Origin of the sequence: Chamaesiphon polymorphus CCALA 037 (genome assembly GCF_003003845.1) — a bacterium.
In the GTDB taxonomy this organism is placed as follows: Bacteria; Cyanobacteriota; Cyanobacteriia; order Cyanobacteriales; family Chamaesiphonaceae; genus Chamaesiphon; species Chamaesiphon polymorphus.
In genome coordinates this window covers 1-26,503 of record NZ_PVWO01000021.1, presented here as the reverse complement: position 1 = coordinate 26,503, position 26,503 = coordinate 1, and the positions used below count along the sequence as shown (strand labels likewise).

Annotated in this window: 21 protein-coding genes, 1 tRNA gene and 1 pseudogene; 12 read left to right on the top strand and 11 right to left on the bottom strand. The window is 45.0% G+C overall.

All coding sequences use genetic code 11. The features are described 5' to 3' along the window. The first annotated feature begins 552 nt into the window (after positions 1 to 552). Together C7B77_RS03160 and egtC are read left to right on the top strand one after the other, a co-directional pair. A complete protein-coding gene (locus C7B77_RS03160; protein ID WP_106300241.1) occupies positions 553 to 1,332 on the top strand; it encodes a glycosyltransferase family A protein in 780 nt (259 codons plus the stop codon). Positions 1,333 to 1,467: 135 nt separating this feature from the next. Continuing rightward, positions 1,468 to 2,256, top strand: a complete 789-nt coding sequence (egtC, locus tag C7B77_RS03155) for an ergothioneine biosynthesis protein EgtC (RefSeq protein WP_106300239.1) — start codon at positions 1,468 to 1,470, stop codon at positions 2,254 to 2,256. An 88-nt stretch (positions 2,257 to 2,344) separates the two neighbouring features. On the opposite strand, the gene C7B77_RS03150 is transcribed toward egtC, so the two are convergent. Continuing rightward, positions 2,345 to 2,965 carry a hypothetical protein gene (locus C7B77_RS03150; RefSeq protein ID WP_106300237.1) on the bottom strand — a complete coding sequence of 207 codons (621 nt, stop codon included), beginning with the start codon at positions 2,963 to 2,965 and terminating at the stop codon, positions 2,345 to 2,347. Between the two features lie 76 nt (positions 2,966 to 3,041). Further along, positions 3,042 to 4,247: a DUF58 domain-containing protein gene (locus tag C7B77_RS03145; protein WP_106300235.1), complete on the bottom strand. Its 1,206-nt coding sequence runs from the start codon at positions 4,245 to 4,247 to the stop codon at positions 3,042 to 3,044. A 349-nt stretch (positions 4,248 to 4,596) separates the two neighbouring features. Between C7B77_RS03145 and C7B77_RS03140 the strand changes: the two genes are divergently transcribed. The 3 genes from C7B77_RS03140 to C7B77_RS03130 all read left to right on the top strand — a co-directional run bounded on the left by C7B77_RS03140 (position 4,597) and on the right by C7B77_RS03130 (position 8,001). Further along, a complete protein-coding gene (locus tag C7B77_RS03140) occupies positions 4,597 to 6,234 on the top strand; it encodes an ArnT family glycosyltransferase (RefSeq protein WP_106300233.1) in 1,638 nt (545 codons plus the stop codon). Between the two features lie 189 nt (positions 6,235 to 6,423). Beyond that, a complete protein-coding gene (locus C7B77_RS03135) occupies positions 6,424 to 7,146 on the top strand; it encodes a Uma2 family endonuclease (protein WP_106300231.1) in 723 nt (240 codons plus the stop codon). Between the two features lie 3 nt (positions 7,147 to 7,149). Then, the gene (locus C7B77_RS03130; protein WP_106300229.1) at positions 7,150 to 8,001 is read left to right on the top strand and encodes an alpha/beta fold hydrolase; all 852 of its coding nucleotides are present in this window, start codon (positions 7,150 to 7,152) and stop codon (positions 7,999 to 8,001) included. 147 nt (positions 8,002 to 8,148) lie between these two features. Here C7B77_RS03130 and aqpZ read toward each other — a convergent pair whose 3' ends face one another. From aqpZ to C7B77_RS03115, 4 genes are all read right to left on the bottom strand, one after another. Continuing rightward, entirely contained in the window at positions 8,149 to 8,958 is an 810-nt protein-coding gene (aqpZ, locus tag C7B77_RS03125; protein ID WP_106300227.1) for an aquaporin Z, read from the bottom strand. Positions 8,959 to 9,170: 212 nt separating this feature from the next. Beyond that, positions 9,171 to 9,293 (bottom strand): hypothetical protein, encoded by a 123-nt coding sequence (locus tag C7B77_RS31305; RefSeq protein WP_281261327.1) that lies wholly within the window; start codon positions 9,291 to 9,293, stop codon positions 9,171 to 9,173. Between the two features lie 5 nt (positions 9,294 to 9,298). Continuing rightward, the gene (locus C7B77_RS03120) at positions 9,299 to 10,126 is read right to left on the bottom strand and encodes an HAD family hydrolase (RefSeq protein WP_106300225.1); all 828 of its coding nucleotides are present in this window, start codon (positions 10,124 to 10,126) and stop codon (positions 9,299 to 9,301) included. Positions 10,127 to 10,214: 88 nt separating this feature from the next. Next, positions 10,215 to 10,286 (bottom strand) — tRNA-Gln (locus tag C7B77_RS03115). A gap of 803 nt (positions 10,287 to 11,089) precedes the next feature. Between C7B77_RS03115 and C7B77_RS03110 the strand changes: the two genes are divergently transcribed. The 3 genes from C7B77_RS03110 to C7B77_RS03100 all read left to right on the top strand — a co-directional run bounded on the left by C7B77_RS03110 (position 11,090) and on the right by C7B77_RS03100 (position 15,350). Next, entirely contained in the window at positions 11,090 to 12,154 is a 1,065-nt protein-coding gene (locus C7B77_RS03110; RefSeq protein WP_106300243.1) for a glycosyltransferase family 4 protein, read from the top strand. A gap of 347 nt (positions 12,155 to 12,501) precedes the next feature. Further along, positions 12,502 to 13,914, top strand: coding sequence for a glycosyltransferase family 4 protein (locus C7B77_RS03105; RefSeq protein WP_106300223.1), 1,413 nt, complete (start codon positions 12,502 to 12,504; stop codon positions 13,912 to 13,914). A 221-nt stretch (positions 13,915 to 14,135) separates the two neighbouring features. Further along, a complete protein-coding gene (locus C7B77_RS03100; protein WP_106300221.1) occupies positions 14,136 to 15,350 on the top strand; it encodes a glutathione S-transferase family protein in 1,215 nt (404 codons plus the stop codon). A gap of 99 nt (positions 15,351 to 15,449) precedes the next feature. Here the strand turns inward: C7B77_RS03100 and C7B77_RS03095 are convergent, their stop codons facing one another. Both C7B77_RS03095 and C7B77_RS03090 read right to left on the bottom strand, forming a co-directional pair. Next, a complete protein-coding gene (locus C7B77_RS03095) occupies positions 15,450 to 16,259 on the bottom strand; it encodes a hypothetical protein (protein WP_106300219.1) in 810 nt (269 codons plus the stop codon). Between the two features lie 211 nt (positions 16,260 to 16,470). Further along, complete coding sequence (locus tag C7B77_RS03090; RefSeq protein ID WP_106300217.1) at positions 16,471 to 19,953, bottom strand: C2 family cysteine protease; 3,483 nt, start codon at positions 19,951 to 19,953, stop codon at positions 16,471 to 16,473. A 429-nt stretch (positions 19,954 to 20,382) separates the two neighbouring features. On the opposite strand from C7B77_RS03090, the gene C7B77_RS03085 reads away from it, so the two are divergent. From C7B77_RS03085 to C7B77_RS03075, 3 genes and pseudogenes are all read left to right on the top strand, one after another. Beyond that, positions 20,383 to 21,435: a fatty acid desaturase gene (locus C7B77_RS03085; protein ID WP_106300215.1), complete on the top strand. Its 1,053-nt coding sequence runs from the start codon at positions 20,383 to 20,385 to the stop codon at positions 21,433 to 21,435. A 457-nt stretch (positions 21,436 to 21,892) separates the two neighbouring features. Next, complete coding sequence (locus C7B77_RS03080; protein WP_106300213.1) at positions 21,893 to 22,465, top strand: DUF4360 domain-containing protein; 573 nt, start codon at positions 21,893 to 21,895, stop codon at positions 22,463 to 22,465. Positions 22,466 to 22,654: 189 nt separating this feature from the next. Further along, a pseudogene (locus C7B77_RS03075) lies at positions 22,655 to 22,951 on the top strand (IS4 family transposase); the annotation flags it as partial. Positions 22,952 to 23,211: 260 nt separating this feature from the next. Here C7B77_RS03075 and C7B77_RS03070 read toward each other — a convergent pair. After that, complete coding sequence (locus tag C7B77_RS03070) at positions 23,212 to 23,991, bottom strand: sigma-70 family RNA polymerase sigma factor (protein ID WP_106300209.1); 780 nt, start codon at positions 23,989 to 23,991, stop codon at positions 23,212 to 23,214. 473 nt (positions 23,992 to 24,464) lie between these two features. On the opposite strand from C7B77_RS03070, the gene C7B77_RS03065 reads away from it, so the two are divergent. Then, positions 24,465 to 25,184, top strand: a complete 720-nt coding sequence (locus tag C7B77_RS03065; protein WP_106300207.1) for an esterase/lipase family protein — start codon at positions 24,465 to 24,467, stop codon at positions 25,182 to 25,184. Here C7B77_RS03065 and C7B77_RS03060 read toward each other — a convergent pair. Together C7B77_RS03060 and C7B77_RS03055 are read right to left on the bottom strand one after the other, a co-directional pair. Further along, entirely contained in the window at positions 25,118 to 25,555 is a 438-nt protein-coding gene (locus tag C7B77_RS03060; RefSeq protein ID WP_106300205.1) for a VOC family protein, read from the bottom strand. The two genes, C7B77_RS03065 and C7B77_RS03060, sit on opposite strands and share 67 nt — an antisense overlap. 159 nt (positions 25,556 to 25,714) lie before the next feature. Continuing rightward, the gene (locus C7B77_RS03055) at positions 25,715 to 26,395 is read right to left on the bottom strand and encodes a J domain-containing protein (RefSeq protein WP_106300203.1); all 681 of its coding nucleotides are present in this window, start codon (positions 26,393 to 26,395) and stop codon (positions 25,715 to 25,717) included. Positions 26,396 to 26,503: the final 108 nt, after the last annotated feature.

Genomic DNA, 26,503 nt, shown 5'->3' with positions numbered 1-26,503 from the left:
TCTTCATTACTTAGTATGCTGATTTCCGCCCAGATTGATAGCTAACAAGGGATTGAGCCTAAAATCTATTATTGTTAGATTTTTCAGCCATTTTTGGCTTAGCAGTAAGGATTTCGGGTCAAAAAGCTGAGATTAGCATACCAGGTGATGAAGAGCCATTTTTATCTATCTAGAAATAAATTGTCAACCTCCCCCTAAAGGAGGATTCTAAATAAAAATAAGTTAATTATATTATTGGTAATCTGGCTACCATGGCTACCTCGTTGGCTTAATAAACTGACGAGAAAATAATGGCAGCCGCTGAATGAATCAAAATATACAGCAGTTTGTGAGTTTATAGGTTACAGTTACTTTCAAAAGCTTCATTCACAGAGATATAGAGGATTTCAAGCGTCTCCATCTGCCTGCAAATCGCTATAGAGCGAGACTAGATCGAGTTGAGCGCAGTATGGTGCCACGAGTGAAATATCACCTCTTTTAAGATTGCAATTAATGACAATATCGATAGTCACATCACGGCCTAAAAGTTAACCTGGTCAACAATTTTAAACCATGATTGTATTTATTATACCTGTCAAAAGTTCGTTAATTTCGTCGAATTGGGAAAGATTTTCCCAACTGTTTGAAAGATGTATTAAATCGGTCTGCAATCAAACCTCTCCTAATTTTCAAGTGGTGGTAGTGTGTAACGAAAAACCCGACACCAGTTTTGAGTCGCCCCACATCGAGTATTTGTATGTAGATTTTCCACCGCCAGTATCGGAGCAAGTCAACCCGATCGCGGGACTAGAGTCGCCCAAAGAAGCCGATAAAGCCAAGAAGATTTTAGCAGGACTAGAATACGCTAAAAAATTCAATCCATCGCATGTGATGGTGGTAGATGCCGATGACTGTATCAATCAAAATATCGCTAAGTTTGTGGAAGAGCATCCAGAAAGTGATGGTTGGTATGCTCGTCGAGGTTATGTTTATAAAGAAGGCAAAAGATATATTTATCTTAATGCCAAAAACTTTAACGATCTGTGTGGAACATCGATCGTTGTTAGGTACGATCTCGCCACTTTGCTAGTGACTGAAGGCAAGTATTACGACCACACTACCGTTACTTTGAGGAATGGCAAAAAGTTACAACCGCTACCATTTGCTGGCTCGGTTTATAGCGTAGAAAATCAAGAAAACTATCGAATGACGACAACCGCAGTCAAAGCACTTGCTACTAATTCCTATCAAAAAGGACTAAATTACTGGCTGGAAAAAATTAGTAAATACCGGATCTTCTTCTTGACTAATTCCATTCGCCAACAATTTGGCTTGTATAAGCTAGAGATGTGAGGTAGCAAAATCGGTTCAATGTGAGTCTGCGGGCGACTTGTGTGCTAGTTTAAGGATTTGCTTTACAAATCGATCGGGTAAGCCAGTCAAAGAAGTGTTATAGTCTCTATTCACTGCTCGCTATTTTGACTGCACATGTGTCGTCTGCTTGCTTATCAGGGTACTCCCCAATCGCTCGATCGACTAATTACCAAACCCGAACACTCGCTGATCGTCCAAAGCTATCAACCCCGCGAAATGACCGCTGGAGTGATTAATGCTGATGGGTTTGGGATCGGCTGGTACGATTTCGATCGAGATCCCGATCCATTTATTTACAAACAAACTCAACCAATTTGGACGGATATCAATCTTCCACAACTGAGCCGATATGTAAAAACTGGCTGTATGTTGAGCTATGTCCGCAGCGCAACTCCCGGACAGGCGGTGAGTCTGAGCAATTGCCAGCCGTTTCAGGATGGTAAATTGTTATTTATTCACAATGGCTTTATCGATAACTTTCGGGGTGGATTATACAAGCAAATTCGCGATAAACTTTACCAGCATATCTATCAAGCGATCGATGGTACTACCGACTCAGAACATATCTTCGCGCTGTTTTCTAACGAATTGCACACTCATCCCGAACTCCCGTTAGAAATCGCCCTCCAGCGCACGCTCCAGATCTTGAGCGATTTAGTCGAATCCGCACGCACGACAATTTCGGCCAATATTGTCATTAGCGATGGCGACAGGCTGATTGCGTCTCGGTTCGCCCATCGCGCCACTGTACCCTCGCTCTATTGGATTAGAGATAGTCTGGAGTATCCAGATGCCGTCATCTTAGCCTCCGAGCCGATCTTTGCTGGCAACTGGCAAACTTGTCCGATGCAAAGCATCATCACTGTCAGCAAAAATTTAGAGATCGAAATCCATCCCATCTAAATAATTTGTGTTAGAAATTAACACAGAGTAGGCGTTTAGACCATCCACCCTAAAGTCTAACTGTCAATTATCAATTATCAATTATCAATTAATTCCTATCCCAATCGAGCGTGTCAGCAATCAGATTGACACCCAGCCAATTACTCACTTCCCGAGCCATCCATTTAATCTCGCGTTCTGTGAGATCTTGTCCCGTACTCAGGACTCTAATTGGATCTGTCTGCCGCAATTCTAACATCAAGCTTACTTTGGGCACCTTCAAATCGGGATGCTGATAGTTATCGACGATCACCTGCGTAATTTCGTTAGTTTTGAGATGTTTGGGACGACCGCGATCGAGTCCGTACAAATGCTGTGATAAAGTAAATTGCTTGCGATCGATCGATAAGATCGTCTGCGATAGAAATTTTTCGGCTAGCTCGAAAGACATCTTCAATCCACCTTTAAACAACCACAGCGTCAACGGCAGCACAAACATCAATGCCACACCCAAGCCGACTCTGACAGCTAACTCGGTGGTGGGGATTGTCAGCGGTACGGAGATATAGATTGTTAATCCAGTCAAGAACAGCACCGCACAATTAATTGATGCGGCTAATCCCAGTTGATGGATGGCGACGCGATCTGGTCGAAATCGAGCGGGGATAGTCAATTGAAATCGATCGGCTTTGCTGGTAAGTTGAATTTTGCTGCCTGAAGGTTGACGCATGATGGATGTAGAGGAGAGATATAGGTTTCAGGCATTATCTATTTAGTAAAGATTTGCACTTACCTACTTTTAACGCCTAATTTAATTCGGGATTTAGATCGCGATTAGATCGAGTGTAGGCGGGCATTTCGCGATCGCTGGCAAAGTTGCTACTATTAAGCTGTTGTTGCAAGGATTGGTGAGGGTCGATTTTCAACCCCAAAGAGCCAGATCTTGGAGTGGAGGTAAAAGGTTCGGGAGTCCACAATACCCATCGATTGCCAGCCGGAATTGTCGCCACCTGTTGGGGTTGACTGGTGAGAAGAATTAATGGATACGGTGCTGGTTCTGATGTCAGTGATTCGGCCATCTGCACGGCTGCCAGGGTTTCGAGAACTTGTCGCGCACCAGAAATTAAGCCAGTTCCCGCCGTCCACAGTCGGACATTGAGATTTGTCGATTGACTGGCATAAAAATACAGCGTACAAGCAGCGATAACGGCTTGCTCGAAGTCGGTAGCATCCCAATTTACGCCACTGTCGAGGCAAATCGTGACATTTTGCCCGCCGCGTTCGGTTTCTAGTTCGCGCACCTGAAATTCGCTATAGCGAGCACTCGTGCGCCAATGGATCGATCGCATGGGATCGCCATATCGATAGGGACGTAGCGATCGCGTGATGCCTTCATTTGCTGCTTCTAGGTGCCGATTGGCAGACTGGCGATTCTGGCGTTCTGAGTTACCAATGCCATCAACGAGCGGACAGCGATCCAATTTGAGGGCTTGGGGATAAACATAGGCGATCGCGGTCGCTTCGCGTTGCCGTTGACACCAAAATAAGCCAATTGGCGCGCCACTACGCAGGGCAATTTTCGACCACTGATACACCCCTCGCAGCTCGGTAGGCTGGCGATAAACCCAGCGATACGTTCCATCGGCTAAAACTTGTTCTACCGTAGTTGTAGGGGGATTAGACCGACTCAATGGCGATAGATCTTGGATTTGAAATAAGCTTTGTACCTGTTGGGTGGGGTTGCGAACGGTCAGGGCAATTTCTAAATCTGCACCTGCGGTCACTGGTAAAATTGTCTCGCGACTGACGCTCAACGCACGGATCGATCGAGCGGGTAACACGGCACTGACGCCGAGTAACGCCACTCCCACGCCACTGAGGACATAGAGCCAACCCGCCATCGTATTAGTTGCCGCACCAAAGAAGCAAATCGTCAGAGCTGCCAATAACCCCCCAGCATAGGCGGGAGTTACCCAATTAGTTTCCAGCCAGTTCGTTGCACGCTTAAACATCAGAATTTAGATTTGGCGATTACCTTCGGTAGGCTCCGCCAACGAGATTAGCAATTTATATTAGTTAGAGTACCCACGAACGATCGTTAGTACAGCTCCTAGTGCAGATAAAATAGCTCAACTTCGATCGATCGCGCCTTACCAGTAGCTAAAAACTACTACAATCGGCACTGTAGCTATCGATCCCCGTCGTCACAAACACGGTAAGATTTCTATCTAGGCATCCTACGTATAATTGCAATTTACTCTCCAGCACACTTGGCAAAGCAGTTTCGATCGTCGAGCGAGACGATCGCATCATCAGGGGATCGATCTAGTTTTCTTATACCCATCTCTAGTTAAGTAATTCATGGCGATCCGACTTTATCGAGGTGTTTCGGCTTACTACCATCACACAGCATTAATTATTTTATTAGCTGGCTTTTTGGTCAGATTAGTTATCGCAGTTTGGCTGCATCCAGGTTTTGATGAAGCCTATTATTATCTCTATACTCTGCATCCCGATTGGAGTTATTTCGATCATCCGCCGTTAGTGGCTTTGACTACAGGTTTTGGCGTATGGTTGACGGGTAATGTGTCGCAGTTCACGATTCGGATTGGGACATTAATACTTTATACTGGCTCGTTAATATTTTTATATTTAGCAACGTTGCGATTGTATACGCTTCAGATTGCCATTAATACACTCGCGATCGCCTCCGCAATTCCGATTTTTCAGATTGCTTTTGGGAGTTTAAATATTCCTGATACACCGTTGTTATTCTTTTGGGCGGTATCTTTATGGTTGGCTACTCAAGAATTTTTTGATTCTCGGGTTTATCGTCCGAGCTTTCGACTGACATTGCTGTGCTTGACGGTCGGTTTAGCTTGTATGGGTAAATATCATGGCTTTATTTTAGCCATCAGTTTATTTGGGTTTTGTTTATTCACTCCTAATTATCGCCGCGCTCTATTTTCTAAATGGTTTTGCCTGGGAATTCCAGTTTTTATACTGACAATTTCTCCCATGTTATACTGGAATATCATTCATGATTGGGTGTCATTTCGGTTCCAATCAGAACGAGCCATTCCGACAGCCAGCGGTTATCAAATCGAGAGATTATTTCTCAATTTGCTAGTAGAGATGGTATTTTTATTCCCGACTTTTGGGTTTCCCTTATTATTTGCCCTTGCCCGCACTATCATCCAACAAATTAGAAACTTTGGTTGGCGACAAAGCCCCAGTATTTCGGCATTTAGTAATGAGTGGGATGCCCACAAAAGAGGACTGATCTTATGGCTGTCGTTACCGCTAATTTTGGGATTTACAATTATTGCTGGCTATCAACAAATTTTACCAGCATGGAAAATGCCTGGATATTGGTCGGCAACAATCTTACTCGCCGAACGCGTCGCAATTAGCCGCCGTTACTCCAATGTGCGGATTCCCTATCGGTGGTTCTTTGGCTCGGTTACAGTAATTATTGTGCTATTCTCGATCGCGTTATCTCATATCGCGTTCGGAGCATTTCAGACTACAGGTAAACCATCTATATTTGGAATCTTACCACTAGAAATTAAAACCGATAATTCTACCCAACTATTCGATATCCAACAGTTACGACAAGGATTTGTCACTAATAATAAATTAAACACAGCCTTAAAAAAAGCCGATTTTGTATTTACCAACCGTTATTATCTAGGTGGACAGATTGGCATGGCGATCGATCCCATCTTTCATAAACCTTTAACTTGTTTTGATGCCGATCTCCGTGGGTTTGCCTTTTGGTCGAAACCCAAACAATGGATCGGGAAGAATGCCATTTATTTAGGTAGTAAAACTTTTGATGTCGATCTCGATGCCAAAAAACGCTATCCCAGCTACTTCAAATCGTTAACTAAACTCGGCGAGATTCCAATCAGACGTGGTGGCGAAATAGTCCAAACTTTTAGTGTTTATCAAGCTCAACAATTACTCAAGCCTTATCCTCGTCCCTATGGTAATTAGTCATTAGCAGAAAGTGGCTCGATTTTGCAGATATGAGATAATTAGTGTAGAACAACTCGATCGCCGATAAGCCAGGGTCTCAAGCTCTATAGTCAGGTCTTTTAACTAGTTATTACTCATTACTCATTACTTATTACTTATTACTCGATCGAGATCCTTGCAAACTTACCATTGGGGCATCCTCTAACTATGGTTCGGCAACTACAAAAAAACGAGATTATTTATCCAGATTCAGACGGACATCCAATGTCAGACAATACCCTCCAGTTTAGCTGGATCGTCAAAATTAAGGAAAATCTGGAGATATTATTTGCCAACGATCCCAACGTATTTGTCGCTGGGGATTTGCTCTGGTATCCAGTCGAAGGCGACAACACCACTCGCCGCGCACCCGATGCGATGGTGGCTTTTGGTAGAGCCAAAGGTTATCGCGGCTCTTACAAACAATGGCTAGAAGATAATATTCCTCCCCAAGTAGTGTTCGAGATCCTCTCGCCAGGTAACCGCCTAGCCGAAATGACTGCAAAATTCGAGTTTTACGATCGCTATGGCGTCGAAGAATATTATATCTACGATCCAGATCGAGTGGATTTTACTGGCTGGCAGCGACAGGGTGGCAGATTACAAGGAATTGCTAACATTGCTGGCTGGATTAGCCCTCGGCTGGGAGTGAGATTCGAGCTAGGTGAGGAATTAGAGATTTATACTCCCACAGGTGAGTTGTTTCTTTCGCCCTTAGAAATTGCCCAAAAAGCTGAATCTGCCCAGCTAGAGGCATCACGGCAACAAGAACGAGCAACATTGGCCGAAGAACAAGTACAATTAGAACGCGATCGAGCCGATGCAGCAGAGCAAAAAGCAGCGATAATGGCAGCTAAATTACGCGAGTTAGGTATCGAGCTAGATGTGTAATCCATGCAAACTCATCCATCAGTAACACCACCACCAGATCTCTACGTGTCGGTAAATGGCATCAATACTCGTTACTGGCAGATGGGCGAGCGTGGAAGTACGATTATCTTGCTCCATGGCGGAAATGGGTCGATCGAGTTTTGGCTGTACAACATCGCCAATTTAGCCCAACATCATCGCATATATGCGATCGATATGGTTGGCTCTGGTAAGTCAGATCGTCCCGATGGATCTTATTCTCTAGGTTATCAAGCAGAGTTTCTATATGGCGTGATGGCGGCTTTGGCTATCGATAAGGCTACGCTCATCGGTAACTCCATGGGTGGAGGGATTGCGATCGAATTTACCAGATTGTATTCCGATCGAGTGGCTAAATTAGTCTTAGTCGATAGTATGGGCTTCGGGCGAGAGATTAGTTTGGGGATTCGGTTGATTACACTACCCGCGATCGTCAATTTGCTGCGTCCGGGACGATGGATGGTTCCCGCGATGTTAAGATCTAATTTTTATAATGGTTCGCAATTACCCGCAGAATGGATGGAATTGCGATATCCCATCTTTGCTTTACCCGATCGCAATCGAGTTATTCTCAGAATCGGTCAGAGTAATTTTAATTTAGCAGGGGTTTTGCCTCAAGTCTATCAGCCGATTCTCGATAGTTTAGCTAATATTACCCAAAAGACACTGATCGTCTGGGGAGCGCAGGATCGGATTATCCCTGTCAAACATGCCTATATCGCCGCAGCAGGCTTACCGAATAGTCAATTAGAGATCTTCCCCAACTGCGGACACCATCCCTATCTAGAGTATCCAGCAAAATTCGATCGAGTGGTGTTAGAATTTCTCTCCTCATAGCTCGAAAAAATTGGGTCGATAGTAAATATCGACCCAAGCGGTAAATTTAGATCGTGGGGTGTGTTATCCCGTTCGCGTAGCGTCTCCGAAGGAGAAGGGTAACGCACCGAGAAGAATAAATCTGATGACTCATTGAGGATTGCTATATTACAGATTGCCACTAACTTGGACTTCAGATTTTTCTCTTTGACCGATGTCTGAAGACTCAAACACAGTATTGTAGAAAAATCCTGCCGCGATCGCGCCTAAAATAGGAGCTACCCAGAATAACCACACCTGTCCGAATAATTCTGTCTTACCAAATAGCCCCACAATTAGAGCAGGCCCCGTACTTCTAGCAGGATTTACAGATGTATTCGTAACAGGGATACTAATGAGGTGAATTAGCGTCAGCATTAAGCCAATGGCAATCGGCGCGAAACCTTGAGGTGCTCTGCGATCGGTCGCACCCAAAATTACCATCAAAAACATAAATGTCATCACTACTTCCGTGATAAAGCAAGCTACCAAGCTATATGCTTGCGGCGAGTGCGTACCAAAGCCATTTGTAGCCAGCGGGCCAGTCCCGGTTAATGCGTAGCCAGTCTTACCTGTAGCGATAAAGTAGATGAGTAGTGAAGCCACGATCGCGCCACCCACTTGCGCGATAATGTACGGTAACAATTCCGATGCCGGAAATCTTTTGCCAGCCCACAAACCAAAAGATACTGCGGGATTGAGATGACATCCCGAGATATGTCCGATCGCATATGCCATCGTCAACACTGTCAAACCAAAAGCAATCGATACCCCAATCGTGCCAATTCCTAATGAAGCTGCTGCTGCGGCTTTAGCATCAGAGACACCTTGAGCGTTAGTTTCTGTATAAGCGGCGGCGAGTACGGCACTCCCACACCCACCTAGCACCAACCAAAAAGTTCCAAAAAATTCGGCGATACAACGTTTTGTTAAAAGCATACCTGTCGATGTAACTGAGAGTAAGTTTTACGACTATTGTCAATGCTAAATTCTCACGCACCAATGCCTTGTCACACATCGTAATATTTTTTATCTGTTTGTAATTAAGCTAGATGTGTCAAATGCAAAATAGCTCGATCGCACTAGTACTTCAAGGTGGAAGTCAAGCGCACGATCGAAAGTTTTAGCCGTTAGCCGTCAGCTATCAGCCATCAGCTTTTACGGGTTTTAGGATCGCCTGCTAATAGTAGCTGCACTTTAAGTCGCTCGGTACTAGTATCCACAAAAAATGCTGTCGGAATCCAAATTCCGACAGCATTTTTTTTCAATTGCAAGTACACTACATCTCAACAGCACTGAGATCGCCTTTGCTGCCTGCAACAGTCGCTTTTTTAGGATTACCACCGAGTGTCGGTAGATCTGCGAGCGAGAGAATTTGAATTCGCGACTGTTGGAGTGCTGCTTCGCGTTCGGCGGCGGTATTATAGCCCCAGTCGGCGAGATATAGTTTGACTGACTCCAATTCTGGCTGCGTGGCTACTTTGGCTAACGTGTTGAGCCGATCCTCGACAAACCAAATAGCTGGAGCTTTCTTGCTCCCACGATCGAGCAGTTGCTTGAGGCTATCTGTTTTACTGCGTTTGAGTTCTTTACCCCAAATAAATTCGCTAGATAGCTCTACGCCATTATCTTGGAGCAGTTGCGTTACAAATCGACTTTCTTTGGTGGTAATAATAATCGGTTGAATCTTCCGATTGGGCAGTTCTTGGAGCATCTCGATAACGCCGGGGTAAAATTGGTGCAACCCCAACCAACTAGCTGGATCCTGCTGGATCCAATTATCTCTGACGGTATCTAGTTGTTGGCTGACTTTAACCCCACTGAGCCGACTATCTGCCAAGATGCGATCGCGAATGCGCTGCCAGGAACTCAGCATTCGATCGGTAGAAATACCTAGTGTGAGTGCGCGGATCAATACAGGCATTTCCCAGCCTACTTCGATTAATGGGCGCAATTCGCGAAACTTTTCGGCCACACCAGGCGATGGCTCTAACCTGTCTAGTTGCCACACCTGCGTGTACGTGCGCCATGCCGTCTGCCAATACTCTGCCATCCCATCGCACAAAACCCCGTCAAAATCTAGAGCGAGAATTCGCGCAGCATTCATAATGTCATTTTTCCTTTAGACTAACACAACAATAAGTCAGAGTGTGCTTAGGCTGCCTCCGACTGTGTTGTTTCGGTTATAGAGTTAACTGGGGTGCAAGGATTCGAACCTCGGAATGTCTGGACCAAAACCAGATGCCTTACCACTTGGCGACACCCCATTGCAATGACATCTACAAATATATCACAGGGATCTGGGTAGTTGTCAAGCAGGTGCGAGATATTTTTTGAGGTCGATCTGCATGTCGATCGACCTAAGCCGCAGATCCGAAACTTAATTGTCATGTTTCAGTAGTGCTATTAAGTCGCAGAAGGTTTACCCTGTAACCGATCGGAGCTATTCCCACGTATCCTCCTTTTGGTAGTTTCGAGTTAATTGATGGGTGTGTTTAATTATAGAAAGGAAGACAATCGACCCCTAAATTCACTGGGTTAGAGGCCAGAGAGTGACTGAGTTTACCATTCATCTTCACTCCGTGGCGGTGTCATTGTTAATTTTAGATTGTTTGGTATTAAATATTACTTTTATCCAAAAATTCAAGAGGAGTAGCGATCGATGAATTTATAGTCAATGAATATCAATTCTCAAAAATATTTGTCATTTTAGCTACATTATCGGCCAAATCTAAGCGATATTGCTACTCATTTTGGATGAGATATTCTATTCCGGTGAATTATAAAGATTTTGTTAAGATAGTTGGAGAACTCAAATTATAGAGTTTAAGATCCAAGTAACTTAATAAAACAAATGTAAACTTAATAGTCTGCGTCACAGTATGTGAGGTTGTTGACAGGCAGCACTTTTAGGTATCTGGCACTAGCTTATCCAAACTATTTTCTGGTGATTATTAGTGAGTCCGGATCGTTAGTAGTTGCCGAAATAGCGATCTCTAATCTTGATGAATTCGATCGATTTCATAATTGCTATTTACTAACTGCCTCATATATTTCAGGAGGATATACTATGAAAATTGCTCAAATAGCACCTTTGTGGGAAAGAGTGCCACCCCCCGCGTATGGTGGGATAGAATTGGTGGTTGGGCTATTAACAGATGAGTTAGTAGCCAGAGGGCACGAGGTCACTCTGTTTGCCTCAGGCGATTCGATCACCTCAGCCAAATTAGACTCGATTCATCCCCAGGCGTTGCGCTTGGATTCGAGTATTAAAGAATACGGTATTTATGAGATGCTCCAACTAGCCAATGTATACGAACGGGCTGGAGAATTTGATTTGATCCATTCACATATGGGCTGTGCGGCATTGCCATATAGCAAATTGACCAAAACACCCACAGTACACACATTGCATGGAATTTTCACGCCAGACAATGAAAAAATGTTTACTCATGCCAAAGCGCAGCCATTCGTGAGTATTTCTAATGCCCAGCGGGTAGACAGATTGGGTCTCAATCATGTGGCTACGGTGTATAACAGCATCGATGTCAGCACGCATCACTTTTTCCCAACAGCCGACGAACCAGCGTATATGGCCTTCTTGGGCAGAATGTCGCCTGAAAAAGGGCCGCACCATGCGATCGAGATTGCCAAAGCGACGGGAATTCCCTTGAAAATGGCTGGTAAAGTCGATCCGGTCGATGTGGAGTACTTTGAGGAGCAGATTAAGCCCCACATCGACGGCACGCACATCCAGTTCTTGGGTGAAGCCGATCACTTTATGAAAAACGATCTGATGGGCAGAGCGATCGTCACTTTATTTCCGATTACCTGGCGCGAACCTTTCGGGCTAGTGATGATTGAATCGATGGCCGCAGGTACGCCCGTAATTGCGATGAATCTCGGATCGGTACCCGAAGTTGTGGCCGATGGCGTCAGCGGTTTTATCTGCAATACGGTTGAGGAGTGTATTGCCGCAGTCGCCAGACTACCGCAGATTTCGCGATTTGCTTGTCGGAAATACGTATCCCATCGTTTTGGCGTCGAGCAAATGGCCGCAGGTTATGAAGCCGTATATCAACAAGTCTTAGCCGAGAAATTCTCTCGCAACGGACACCTAGTCGGTTCGCGCTAAACCGCAGATCGAGACAACACATCATCGATATGCTGCGACGCGATCGAGATAAATCTTCAGCACTAGCGAAGTTGGCACCCAGACTGAATCTACAAGTAGAAATCGCTACTGGCGATCGCTACTTGTAAACAGTAAGCCATTCCCGCCAACGACAGGTTGTAGCCTTTTGAAGCAATTATCCCATTACTTCAAACTCTATATCTTGATTCGATACCGAGATTTTCGAGAGGAAAATCGCATCGCCGACTAGTCGCAACTACTCTCATCAGTACATTAGCTCGATTGGCCGCGAGCTACAACGTACACTTGCCTAGCTTTTAAACTCAATTTTTACTGAGGTGCAAAAAATGTTAACAGGAAAGTTCCCCACAACTATCGGTACTAACACACCAGTGACACAACCCCAGCAACCATTTGCTTCCGCTCGAACCAAAATTCCCACTCGCCAAGCGATTGCCTTAATTTCCGAGCATGGCGATCCCGCAGCCGAAATTGGCAAAGACGCTGCTGGCGGTCAAAATGTCTATGTGCGTCAAGTCGGCGAAGCCTTGGCAAGACTCGGCTGGCAAGTAGACATGTTTACGCGCAAGAGTAGCCCCGATGACGCCACCATCGTCCAACATACGCCCCATTGTCGGACGATTCGCCTAATTGCGGGGCCAGAAACATACATTCCTCGCGACGAACTGTTCCAGTACATGCCCGACTTTGTAGATGCGTTGCAAAAGTTTCAGCAAAAAGAAGGTACAAATTACCCCTTGGCGCATACTAATTACTGGATGTCTGGGTGGGTAGGTTTAGAACTCAAACGCCGCCAAAATATTCAACTGATCCATACCTACCATTCGCTAGGCGCAGTTAAATATCAATCTGTGAGCGAGATTCCGGCAATCGCCCAAACTCGCTTAGACGTCGAAAAACAACTGCTCGAACAGGCTCACTCGATCGTCGCTACCAGCCCTCAAGAAAAGGCAGATTTAGAGAATTTGGTCTCGCGGATCGGTAATATCGATATCATCCCTTGCGGTACCGATGTGAGCACCTTCCATCCGATTTCTAAAGCCGATGCGCGCAAACAGTTAGGCATCGGGACTAAAGAAAAAGTGGTACTCTATGTCGGTCGCTTTGACAAACGCAAAGGTATCGAAACCCTCGTTCGCGCTACGGGAGAATTGCGGGAGAAATTAGAGTACAGTGCCGAAATCGATCCGCAGAACTTAAAACTACTCATTGTTGGCGGCAGCGATCCCAACGAGGCAGATGGTGCCGAACGCCGTCGGATCGAAAAGATTGTAACTGAGTTGGATTTACATGCCAATACCGAGTTTGTCGGCATGGTCGGACACGATCGCCTAGCACTCTACTATACTGCTGCTGATGTCTGCGTGATTCCCAGCCACTACGAGCCATTTGGCTTAGTCGCGATCGAAGCGATGGCTTGTGGGACGCCTGTCGTCGCCTCAGCGGTGGGTGGCTTGAAATTTACGGTAATTTCTGAGGAAACTGGCTTGCTGGTACCGCCTCACGATGTGAGTAAATTTGCCCATGCGATCGGACGGATCTTGACTGATGAAGTGTGGGCGCGGAAGATGCGCAAACAAGCCTCGGCGCGAGTACACCAAAACTTTAGCTGGACTGGCGTGGCAATTCAACTGAGCGACCTCTATCGCTACTTGCTCGCTCAATCCTTAATCGGTTCTGGTTTGACACGCATATCGAGCAATCCTGCGGCACTGCTACCTAAGCTCATCGCCTCGTAAAGTATAGAGAGATTTAGGCGATCGACTTGACCCCAATCCCCCAATTGACGAGCCACCGCGCTCATCAAGGGGGGTTTTAATGTCGTCCCTTGTTGACGCTGCTCCTACCCCTAAATTTTTGCCAGCAATTCATTCTCGATCGGGTAACACGATCGTTGCTAAATCCTCAGTATAATGAGGCTAAAGTACCCCTCGATCGCTTAAATAAAATACATCACCAGATGACTACTACCCCCTTGAGTTGGCAAGAATTAGCAGATCTGGCGAATGCTCGATTTATGCCTTCAGATCCCATTAATGGAGCCACTAACGCTCAAGCGAGATTGCGGCTATTCGGACATAGCGAAACCGACGTGCGAGTGACGCTCTACCGCGACAATCATGCTTGGTGTCCTTACTGTCAGAAGATCTGGCTGTGGTTGGAGGAAAAACAAATCCCCTACCGGATCGAAAAAGTTACGATGTTTTGCTATGGGGAAAAAGAAAGCTGGTACAAACGCAAAGTCCCATCGGGAATGCTGCCAGCCATAGAATTAGACGGACGCATTATCACCGAAAGCGACGATATTTTAATCGCGCTAGAGAAAGCTTTCGGTATCTTAGTTTATGGCATGACCGACCCAGTAGTAATCCCGCTGCGACAGTTGGAGCGGTTGCTATTTCGGGCTTGGTGTAATTGGCTGTGTCGTCCGGCCAATTCGGCACGAGACGAACAGTACAATCGATCGCAATTTGTCAGTGTAGTAGAAATGGTTGAGAAGGCTTTAGCATCTACTCCTGGAGCCTACTTTCTAGACGAGTTTAGCACTGCTGATATTATTTTTACGCCCTATGTCGAGCGGATGAATGCCAGCCTGTATTACTACAAAGGCTACTCGCTCCGCGAAGAGAATCCGCGTTTATCAGCCTGGTTTGATGCGCTGGAAAGTCGCGAAACTTATCGCGGCACTCAAAGCGATTTTCATACCCACGCTCACGATTTACCACCCCAAATGGGCGGTTGCTGGGAAAACGGCGAACCCCAGATGCCGATCAATAAAGCCAGAGTGGATAATGGCCCGTGGGAGGGATTGCCAGATGCCACTTTTGCCGAGCCAGCAGATGCGCGCGCCGAAGCTCTATATCGGACGGTAAAGCACCATGCCAATCTAATTCGCGTCAATCCGGCTCATGACGATTTAGTAGACGAAGCCTTGCGTTGTGCCCTGACATTGATGACAACAGGTGATGTCTGCGTACCGCCACCAGGAGCGGATGCTGCCTTACGTTATATCCGCGATCGGATCAATGTGCCGCGCGATATGTCAATTTATGCCGCCAAGCGGCTCAGAGCTTCCCTAGAAGCCACTGCGGCATTAGTCGGCGACGCTCAAGGTACGCCCATCCCATTCAATCATCGGCGCGACCAAAATCCAATCGAGTTTGCTTCCAAGTAAATTATCGGCGTTGCTGGATCGCCGAAACCATCAGTAGGGGTAATTCATGAATTACCCCTGCTGATGGTTTCGGCTGGTTTAGGATTTAATTATACGGACTTAATTATAATTTAATAAAAGTGGCGGTAATGCTGGTGCATCGACTATTTTGATGTCATTAACTACAGGTTTAACACTCTCTGGAAGATCGCTAGTTGTAGAAAGTAATCGATTCTCCAGAGGAGCGGCTACGCCAACGGCAATAAAGGAATTAAATTCATTAAGTTCTTGTTGCCAATTGCTAATAATTGCCGTAATTTTAGCGACGCGATCTCCAGAATTTGCCGTGGTATCGTAACTAAATGTGCCAGAAAAAACAACAGCGGGATGGGGGAGAGGAGTAGGGAATTGAATTGTAGCAGCATCGATCGCGAGATTTAATTGTCGATCGCCTAAATCGTAGTTAAGATTGACGGATGCACGCACTTGACTCCGATTGTATTGCTGCCAATTACCACCAGCAAGCAATTCATTGTTGATATATGCAGCGGCAGCATCGGGACTATTTTGTGGGGCATAGCTGCGGAAGTTGATACCGATCGATCGATAGTCGGCCATTTTGAGCGTGGCAACATATTTTTGGGCGACTTCGCCAGCATGTAGTGTCTCGTTGGTGTAACCTCGGCTTTGCCGAATCGATTTATAGCCGACCATTTCGAGGAACATTAATCGATCGGGTTGAGCGACAATACTCAAGCCATTAGTAAACATAATTTGCGCGACGCGATCGCTATAAACTGGTTCGCGTTCTAACTGCCAATCGATCGGAATAATTCCTGCTTGTTTGAGAAAAACTTCATTCAGGATCGTTGGATTTTCAACTGGAACGGCAATGACGATCGCCATTTCTTGGGTGATAAGTTTACTCATTATTTAGATAGGAAGCTCGGGGGATGCTATTCTTTCACCATAAATCAGAAGTCCCATGGGCACCTTCAGGAAATCTACGGATCGGGAATTTTGTTGAATTGGATACTTCGGTAAAAGTACAGAAGAACTGGAGATAAATATTCTGAAGACCCCCATTACTAGAGATAGTTAAGGGGATCTTCGAGAATTTTTGGTTCGAGAGCGAGATTAATTAAGCGATCGTAATATAGCCAAAATTGCGGAATTGGGTATACGAGAGATCGAGGAATCCATCATTGTTACCATCGGCAGCACCACTCCAGGCATAGTCAATGCCCCAAGGATTGCGAACTACAACGCGTTGCTCGCCAGTGGCACTAATATAGGCATTAGTAACGGTATAAGCATGACCGCTAATGAGATTGAGGGTATTGCTAGATGGAACGCCTGCTGACAGAATTGCCTTACCAGCACCGAGGGAGTCTTTAATTAAATTAAAGCTGAAATCCCAGCTACCTCCGCCTGTAAAGTAGTTCTTAGCAGCACGCCCAGTAACGCGCTGGAGTCCATCGTCTAAATAATCGCCATTGCCGATAATATCCCATCCAGTTGCTGGCTTAGAAGCATAGAAAGTAGAACCTTCATTGAATTCTCGCCATTGAGCGCAAGCTTTTTCAATAATTGGTGCCCACAAACCGTCTTTGTTACTAGTCCCAAATAAATTTTTACCATCGGTAGTGGCGAGGCGATTATCGACAGTTACCCATTCAGCTTTGAGATCTTGAGTAAAGAACCGAACGGTATAGGTGTTGTCACCATTATCGATGAGCATGTCATTAATGGTTTTACTAATACTATTCCCCGCATCGTTAGATTGTGGTGCGAATGTGGCACCTAATGCTGCTAAGAGTACGCAATCGCCAAAACTGCGTTGATCGATGCCACCGATGCGCGCGCTAGTATTAGTACCAAATAGAGGGGTTTGGAAACGTGTATAGGTGAAATTTGTGACTTTACCGCTACTTTCATCGGTAAATGTTGCTGTTGGAGCGACAGTACCTAAGAACCATTTACCCAGACTCGCCTCGAAGGCGGTGTTACTGATATTGGCGTAGGAATCTATAGCTAACTTATTCGATAAGTAGCGAACGGGATCCGACATTGAAAATGGCGTAGTAGTAGCCATCAAACTCTTGAGATCGGTTAGCTCGGAAGTATCGACAACACCACCGTCTTGCACATCTCTGAAAATCGACAACATATCGTTACGATCGAGTGTTCCGTCAGTAGCTTTGCTCCGCGCCAAACCGACGACACCCGCATCTTTGAGATTGAGATCGAACCAATCTAGAGTCGCCGAGATATCAAATTGCTTCCAGGCTAGATCGCTAGCTGCCCCAGTTTTATCATAAGCAATGGCATTCAACTGATAACGACCAGCCGCTAATCCTAAAGCACTCAAACTAGTTGAATAATCAAATTTAGCATTAGTACCTTCGGCAGTAAAGCTAGTTACATCAGCTAATTCAATCCGTCTAGAGAGGGAATCAGTCAACCAAAAATCTACTTTAGTAACATCTTGCCAGCCGTTAATATCGGTTACATAGCTAGATGTTAGTTCTAGAATGGAAGTCTTGCTATATAGAGATTTGAGACCATTAAGAGTTACAGTTTGGGGCGCGCTATTTACCAAACTCAGAGATTTAGTAAATGTATTGCTAGCTAATCCAGCTCGATCGTAAGCAACAGCATTCAAACTATAACTACCTGCGGCTAATCCAGCCAAACTAGTAGAATATCCAAATTTAGCAGCGATCGCGGTATCTGAGGTAAAACTAGTCACATCGGCTAATTCAATCCGGCGATTGAGAGCATCAGTCAACCAAAAATCTACTTTACCAACATCTTGCCAACCGTTATTATCAGTGACAAAACTCGGATCGATCGTTAGTGTCGAATTCAAAGCGTAGCTATCCTTAACCCCATTAACTGTCAGAGTTGCTGGTGCAGTATTACTAACAGCAAAAGATTTAGCGGCGCGACTGCTCAATGCTCCTGACTTGTCATAAGCGATCGCATTCAAGCTATAGTTACCAGCAGCCAAACCTAATTGACTCAGATCGGCAGCATAGTCAAATTTAGCCGTAGTCGCACTATTGCTGGTAAAACTAGTAACGTCCGCTAGTTCGATCCGGGTGCCTTTAGAATTTGTCAACCAAAAATCGACATTTTTAATATCTTGCCAACCATTATTATCCGTTACAAAACTTGAAGCGAGGGTTATGGTTGAATTAGCATCATAGCTAGGAGTAGTACTAGTATTAGCAAGGTTTAGCGTCAAAGTTTTTGGAGCGACATTAGTCACATCAAAAGACTTTGTAAATTGGTTGCTAGTAACACCAGTCTTGTCAAAAGCTAAGGCATTTAAGCTATATCTACCAGCAGCCAATCCCGTCAAAGCAGTAGAATAACCAAACTTAGCTGAGGTGAGATTATTAGATGAGAAACTAGTAACATCGGCTAGTTCGATCCGTTTGTTAGAGCTATCTGTCAACCAAAAATCTACTTTACCAACATCTTGCCAGCCATTATTGTCTGACACGTAACTAGTAGCTAAAGTTATTCTAGAATCGACACTATAGCTATCGAGAACGCCATTAACTTGTAAGTCTTGGGGCTTACTATTCGCGATATTAAAAATACTCGATGTAAAGGTACTACTCCTCGCGTTAGCTGTGTCGATCGCAACTGCATTTAATTTATAATCGCCAGATGCTAATCCCAGCAAACCAGTCGAATAGCCGAATCGAGCTGAAGTCAGACCATCATTGCTAATAAAACTAGTCACATCAGCTAACTCTACCCGTCTACCAACGGAGTTAGTCAACCAAAAATCTACTTTACTAACATCTTGCCAACCATTACTGTCGCTGACAAAACTCGGATCGATCGTCAGTGTCGAAGTCGCATCGTAATTAGTTTGAATACCGCTAATACTTAAATTTTGGGCGGCACTATTGGTAATATTAAAAGCAGTCGATGTAAATTTCTCGCTAGTAGATCCAGCCTTATCGTAAGCTACCGCATTCAACTTATAGGCTCCAACTGCCAATCCTAATTGGCTTAAACTAGTCGTATAGCCAAACTTCGCAGAGGCGTCATTATGAGAGGTAAAAGTATCGACATCAGCTAATTCAATCCGTCGTTCGGTCGAGTCAGGCAAAGATTGAGTCAACCAAAAATCTACTTTACTAACATCTTGCCAACCATCGCGATCCGATGCATAACTGGTGGAGAGCGTGAGGGTAGAATTAGCCGCATAGCTAGCCTTTACCCCATTAACAATCAGGCTTTGCGGCGTGCTATTGGGAGTGCTAAAGAGCGGATCGTTAGAAAAATTAAGTTGATATGGCGAGCTAGTTGTAGAAGTAGCTTGCTGAACTTTGACAAAGTAGGTTCCAGCTTCGAGTGTGGTTTTAATTAACTCCGATCGAATGCCTGTAGCACTCGAAGCCGCTAATTGTCTGGAGGCACTATCTAATAAAAAAAGATTGACATTATCGCTGAGTCCCGACAGACTCATACTAACATTGGAGCGACTATTGACTTGGAGCTTGTAGTAGTCGAGTCCATCGAGGTTAGCAACAGATCCAGCAAAAGATTGGACGCCAGAGCCAAGCAAGACGTTTTGAGCGGTATTTTGAGTGTCAAACATGCGATATGGGAACTACTTATCGGGGTATTTAATGCTTTCACATCAAAATGTATTCCCGATAAACTAGAGTGCCTGCGATCTCCATCACTCGCTCAAAGTATTAGAATCTAAGCAGAGATCGACACCAGACTGACATAGCTGAATGCGATCTCTCCGTTTTGGTGGGGAGCGATCCTTGAAAAGTCCGGTTTCCAGATGGTTTAGCCACAACCTAACTAACTCGATAATTGGCATTCAGCAACCCTACGCGAACGAGATACTAGACCCCAGCAACACACTAAGGTACGATTAAATATTAATGATTGTTAACAAAACGGTACCTAATCGAGCTACAAAATTAATAATTGCCACCGACCTGCCATTAGAGCGGTGTCCGATCGGCAGTAGCAACAACGGTGCTTTATAATTTCTGGAGATCTAAACCGCTACATGACTTTATCGATCGAATCTAATACAGCCACCACGCTGTCCTCAAATCTTCACCCCGATCTCAAACTCAAGCACATCCTCAAGACTTTACCAAAAGAAGTCTTTGCTAAAGATAGCTTCAAAGCTTGGATGACTGTGCTCAAGACCATCAGCATGGTATCGGTGGGCATGTTTGCCATCTCTATTTCCCCTTGGTATCTGCTACCCTTGGCGTGGATATTTACAGGTACGGCCATGACTGGCTGCTTTGTCATCGGTCATGACTGCGCGCACCGTTCTTTCGCTAATAGCCGCAAAGTTAACGATATCGTCGGTCATCTGTTTATGTTGACCCTGATTTATCCGTTCCACGGCTGGCGATACGGACATGCGAAGCACCACAAGCATACCAACAAAATGGATGTAGATAATGCTTGGCAACCTTGGCGACCAGAAGCTTATCAGACAGCTCCAGCTTGGCTTCAGGTAGTTTATCAAGCCATGCGCGGTCGGTTGTGGTGGTTGGCATCTTTACCTCACTGGGCAGCCGTTCACTTTGACTGGCGCAATTTTGCCGAAGGTAAAACCAGAAATGATGTCAAGTTCTCCGCTCTATTTGTCATTATCGGTGCGGCAATTATTTTCCCCATCATGTTTGCGACTCTAGGTGTCTGGGGATTTATCAAGTTTTGGCTGATGCCTTGGTTGGTATATCATTTCTGGATGAGCACTTTCACGATCGTCCATCACACTGCCGCAGATATTCCATTCAAGCCTAATGCCCAATGGGATGAAGCGATCGCTCAATTATCTGGTACCGTTCATTGCGACTACCCTCGTTGGGTCGAATTCCTCTGTCACGATATCAACGTTCACATTCCCCATCATATTTCGATCGCGATTCCGTCCTACCGCCTGCGCGAAGCTCACGCTATTATCAAAGCTAACTGGGGCGACTATATTAAGGAACGGACGTTTTCATGGGAACTCATGAAAGATATTACCGATAAATGCCATATCTATGAGGAGAACGAATTTTATCAGAGCTTCCGCGAATTTCACGCTAATAATTAAGCGTTAGGTGTAGGCTTTAATTTAAAACAACTGAGAGGGTGGGCATTTGCCCATCTTTTTTATTGCTGGCGATTGGGTCTGGATATCTGTCAATGTCAACAATTGTTACAAAAGATAGGAATAACTCAGGAATTGGCAATTCTCTACTGGAGCGACAGCCTGTCAGATCTAAGCTCAGCCCAACTCTAAAATACTTTTGCGAAAGTGGGAACCTCTGAAACTAGATCTACATCTAATCAAATACAAAGGGAAAAGAAAAAAGCTTTTACGATCTCTAAACCTAATCGTAAAAGCAGGAGATTAAGCCTTTTGGCTCATATCTTCATCTTTTTGACGCGATTTTGTTACCAGCAAAATCTGTTGTCAGTTATGAATTAACTAGAGATAAAATCTCTATATTTTTTTTCGTAACCTTACTTAAATTTACCACACACTATCTTCATTTTTGGACTGTATTATGAAATTCCTCAAAGCACTCCTCATTGCAACATTGGCAGCCGCCCCGATCTCTCCCGCAGTAGCCCAGAGTAAAGTTGAAATTTTGGGAGCGAGTTACGGCGGTAGCGGTTGCCCTGCCGAGTCTGCTAGCGTTAGCGTCAGCCCCGACGGTCAAGAATTAACCATTCTATTCGATAAATTTAGTGCTTTGGGTAACGATTCCAGTCAAAGCCGTAAAAGCTGTAACCTCAGCATTCCGATTAAAGTCCCCCAAGGGTTTCAAATTTCTTTATACGATGCTGACTATCGTGGCTATGTAGCTCCTGATACTCGCGGCACTTTGCGGGCAGAATACTTCTTTGCGGGCAATCGCGGCCCTGTCTTCCAAAGAACTTTTAGTGGCGAAACTAACTACAACGTCCGTGATAGTTTAGCTACTGTAGCTGATGTCTGGTCTGCCTGTGGCGATAGCACCAATATGCGCGTCAATGCCTCGATGACAGCACGCGGAAGAGGTGCTGCTACTGTAGATTCTTTCGACTTGGCTCATCGCGGTTTGGTCTACCACATTAAATATCGCGCTTGCCGTTAATTTCGATCGAGTTACGCCTCTAGCTAAGATTTATTAGCTATAGAGATTGAATAACCACAACAGCCTCGACTCTCAGGAGTCGGGGCTATTTTATCGACACGAAACCGAACTAAAATCAGCGCAGAATGCAGGCTTATACCAACTCCGGTTACTCAGCCCTCTCCCCCAACCCCTTTCCCAAGCTTGGGCTATTCAATTGTCGCATGGCGACTAATGCACTTAACTTATTGTGCTCGCCTTCATCCAGAACAGTCTTGTGAAATCGCACTTTTACCAGCCCAATGGCAACTCCTGCGGCGGAAGTTTGAACCGAGAAATCGCTCTAAACAGCCACCAACTTTACATCAAGCAGTTGGTTGGATTGCCAGGTTAGGTGGCTTTTTAGCTCGGAAGAATGATGGAGAACCTGGACTCAAAACCATCTGGCGAGGTATTGGGGTACTCCATCATTTACTTGACGGTTCGCAGCTAGCCCCAAAAACTTAGTCTCCGTATCCTATCCAGCAGCTTTTGCGTAATGGATAGCATTCTTGGGAGAGGGGAGCCAGAGCCACAGGCGATGGTGGGGTGAGGGCGATTTCGTCATTGTCACTTTAATTATGTCCATCTACTTAATAGTTAAGGAATTGCTGAATCCCCAGCAATGCCTTAGTTGACGTGGAGCATAAAAAAAGTGAGGATTGCTCCTCACTGGTTGGTTAAGTTCCTGGGGTGAAATTAGTTAAAGACATCAACCTGAGATAAAACTAGGTCATTACAGCGTCTTCTGGGTGTAAGAGGGTGGATAATTGTTTGACGCCGCGTTGGAGATGGCGGGTGACTGTCATGGGACTAACGCCGATTCTTTTGGCAGCTTCCTTGCGGGGTAGCCCTTTGATATAAACAAATTCGATCGCTTGTTTGGTTTTGGATTCGAGTTCGGAAATAGCACCGCTGAGTTGTTGGCGTTCCTCTTCGAGATATTGACGTTGTTGTTCGCGGGTGTCTGGTAAACTATCGCCTAAAGTCACGGGGCAATCTAACATTTGACCGACTGTCGCATCCAAACTTAAAGCTTGACGGTTGTGTTCTGCGGCTTGAGTCTCGCGCCACTCGCTGACAGAGACGTTCAGTACCGCTGCAATTTCTTCATCCCGAACCTTTCTACCCAATTTAGCTGTCAGTTGCTGACGCACCTTCTCACCCTCTTTTTGGAGTTCTTGCCAACGCCGAGGAATCTTTAAGACGCTACTCTTGTCTCTAAGGAAGTGTAAAACTTCGCCTCTAATATAGGGAACTGCAAACGAGCTAAACGCACAACCCTGATGGGGATTAAAACGTTCGATCGCGCGAATCAAGCCTAAGTAACCAATTTGCTCTAAATCTTGATAAGGTTCTGCACATTGACGACCGATCCGGTGAGCGATCTGTCTGACGAGACCAGCAGTTAACAAGACTAACTGATTGCGGACTTTGATGCTGGGCTGTTGATAATAATTCATCAAGAGGGACATCGATTCGGAATGAGCAGAAGCCTGAGTAGCCATTGTTTTGAGCAACCTTGTTTGAAGATAGATGCTGGGTAAATGATGCAATCGACCGATAAATGGGAATAATTACATCAGAGGGGTTCGGACAGTGGAAACTAGATGCGAGTTGGAGAAGAATTAATTCGGTTGGGATTTGTTCCGGGTTGTTTTTTCTCCACTGCTACATTGTTCTCTACACACCCCGATCGCTAACAGCGTCGATCCACGGAAATACTTGTAGGTGTCTTTTGGATAGGTAAGTGGATTTACGTACAGATGAGAACTACGATATTTGCACTACAACCATCACCAGCAGTTTTGATTCTGTTTTGCTACCCAGGAGAGCTGCTAGATGCTGGCGAATTTGACTGGTAGTTTAGAGAACCGATTCCGATTTAGCCACTTGAAGAACTGTCATGCAGATGGCAAGCATAGCTCGTCAATCGTTTTAAGATCGAAGTCGATACCTAAATGCCAAGCGGCTTGCCAATATGCCAGTACAGCCCTCGAATGTCAGTAAAAGTGCGCCAATAGTCGCTGGCTCCGCTGCTCCAGAGGAGCATCGCAATCCAGTTTTTCTCGTCCATGGGTTGATGGATACTAGCTATAAGATGCGCACAATTGCCAGTTATCTGCGCGGATTGGGTTGGGAAGTTTTCGATATCGATTTGCGTACCAATGATGGAACGACGAGGCTCGAAATCCTCGCTCGACAGTTAGCAGTGGAGATCGATCGCATTTTTGCACCCGATTCTCATTCTGAGCGATCGATCGACCTGTTAGGGTTTAGTATGGGTGGATTGGTGAGCCGTTACTATTTACAACGGTTGGGTGGAATGCAGCGCGTGCAGAGATTCATTACAATTTCTACTCCCCACAATGGGACGATTGCAGCTAATTTTTCAATGCGATCGGGTTGTATGCAGATGCGTCCCAATAGTGCTTTTATGCAAGATCTCAGTAGCGATGTCGATCGATTAAAAGAATTGAATTTTACTTCGTTATGGACGCCATTCGATCTGATTATTTTACCGCCAAGTAGTTCGCAATTGGGTATCGGTACGGAAAGATCGATACCCGTACTCGCACATCCACTGATGGTGTCCGATCGACGCGTGCTGCTGGAAATTTCGGAGGCATTATCTCAACCTGCTAAGTCACCGATGCGATCGAATTCAGTTGCGCCAAATATCGATTCGGAATGCGTATAAAACTTGAATTCTAAGAGATTGGCAAAAGGATCGACTAAAAAGAACGTGCGATGCTCGGTAATCTCACCAGCAAATCGATGTTTTGCTGACTGATAAAATTTGAGTTGTCGAGCGTTAGCTCGATCGAGTAACGATTGCCAATCAGCTAAAGTTGGAAATACAATCCCAAAATGACGGGGATAAATTCCGGCTTGAACGGGTGCGGGTCGATCGGTAACATGAGCGACTAATTGATGTCCGTACAGCTCTAGGATCATTGAGTTGTGTGTTTCTCTACCTAGCTTGCAGCCCAAGCCATCGATATAGAATTTTTTAGCGTCTGGAATATTCTGGATCGGAAATGCCAAATGAAAGATAAATTCTGAAGTCATTTTTAATTTTATTTGTTGATAAAGATCTTGTCAGTGAAACTAGACATTAAGCCCCACTTCTGGGAGAAACAAAGTACTAATTCTATGATTACAAATCTGTGATTTTTATACAAATACGATTATTGATTGTTAATTATTGGATAGCCTTTGACAATCTTATTACTTATATATCTTGACTTTTTTATTAGTTTCTTTTTGGAGTTGAGCGGCAATTTTGAACATCTCAATCCCATCATGTAGGTATCTCTCATCATAATTCATGATGTAGAAATTCAACTCTTTGATACCATCGGCTACTTGGTTGATTGTATAGTATAAGTTAGCAGCAATCTCAGCAACTAGCGAAGGATTGGGCATCGAATGAAATATTTTATCGATCTTCTGGAGATGTTGCTGGCATTCCGTTACATATGCCTCAAAATTGGCCATTAATTCGTCATCGAAAGGATCGGCAGAAAGTTCTTGGATTTGGGTTTTTAGTGGCTTGATAATCCAATTAATCGTCCGATTTATCGGTTGGTAAACCTGATTCAACCACAGAATTAGTTCTTCATCTAACTCGCGTCCTACTGTGCGCGGACGACGGGGGATTGGCGTAGCCGATTGTTGTTGGCGGGGGATGGGTTTGGCTGCCCCATACAGGTAATCGTATTCTCTACGCTTGCGTTCGTCACCTAATACCTCATAAGCAGCATTTAGCTTGACAATGCGATCGGAATTTATTTGACCGCCATTCACGTCGGGATGAAATTTTTTTGCCAACCGCCGATAAGATTGTTTGATCTCATCAGCGGTAGCTTGTGGAGAGATTTGAAGAACTTGGTAGTGTGTTTCTGACATTGGCTAGGCTTTAGGCTTTAGGCTTTAGGCTTTAGGCTTTAGGTTTTAGGCTTTAGGTTTTAGGCTTTAGGTTTTAGGTCTTAGGCTTTAGGGGATAGGGAATAGAGA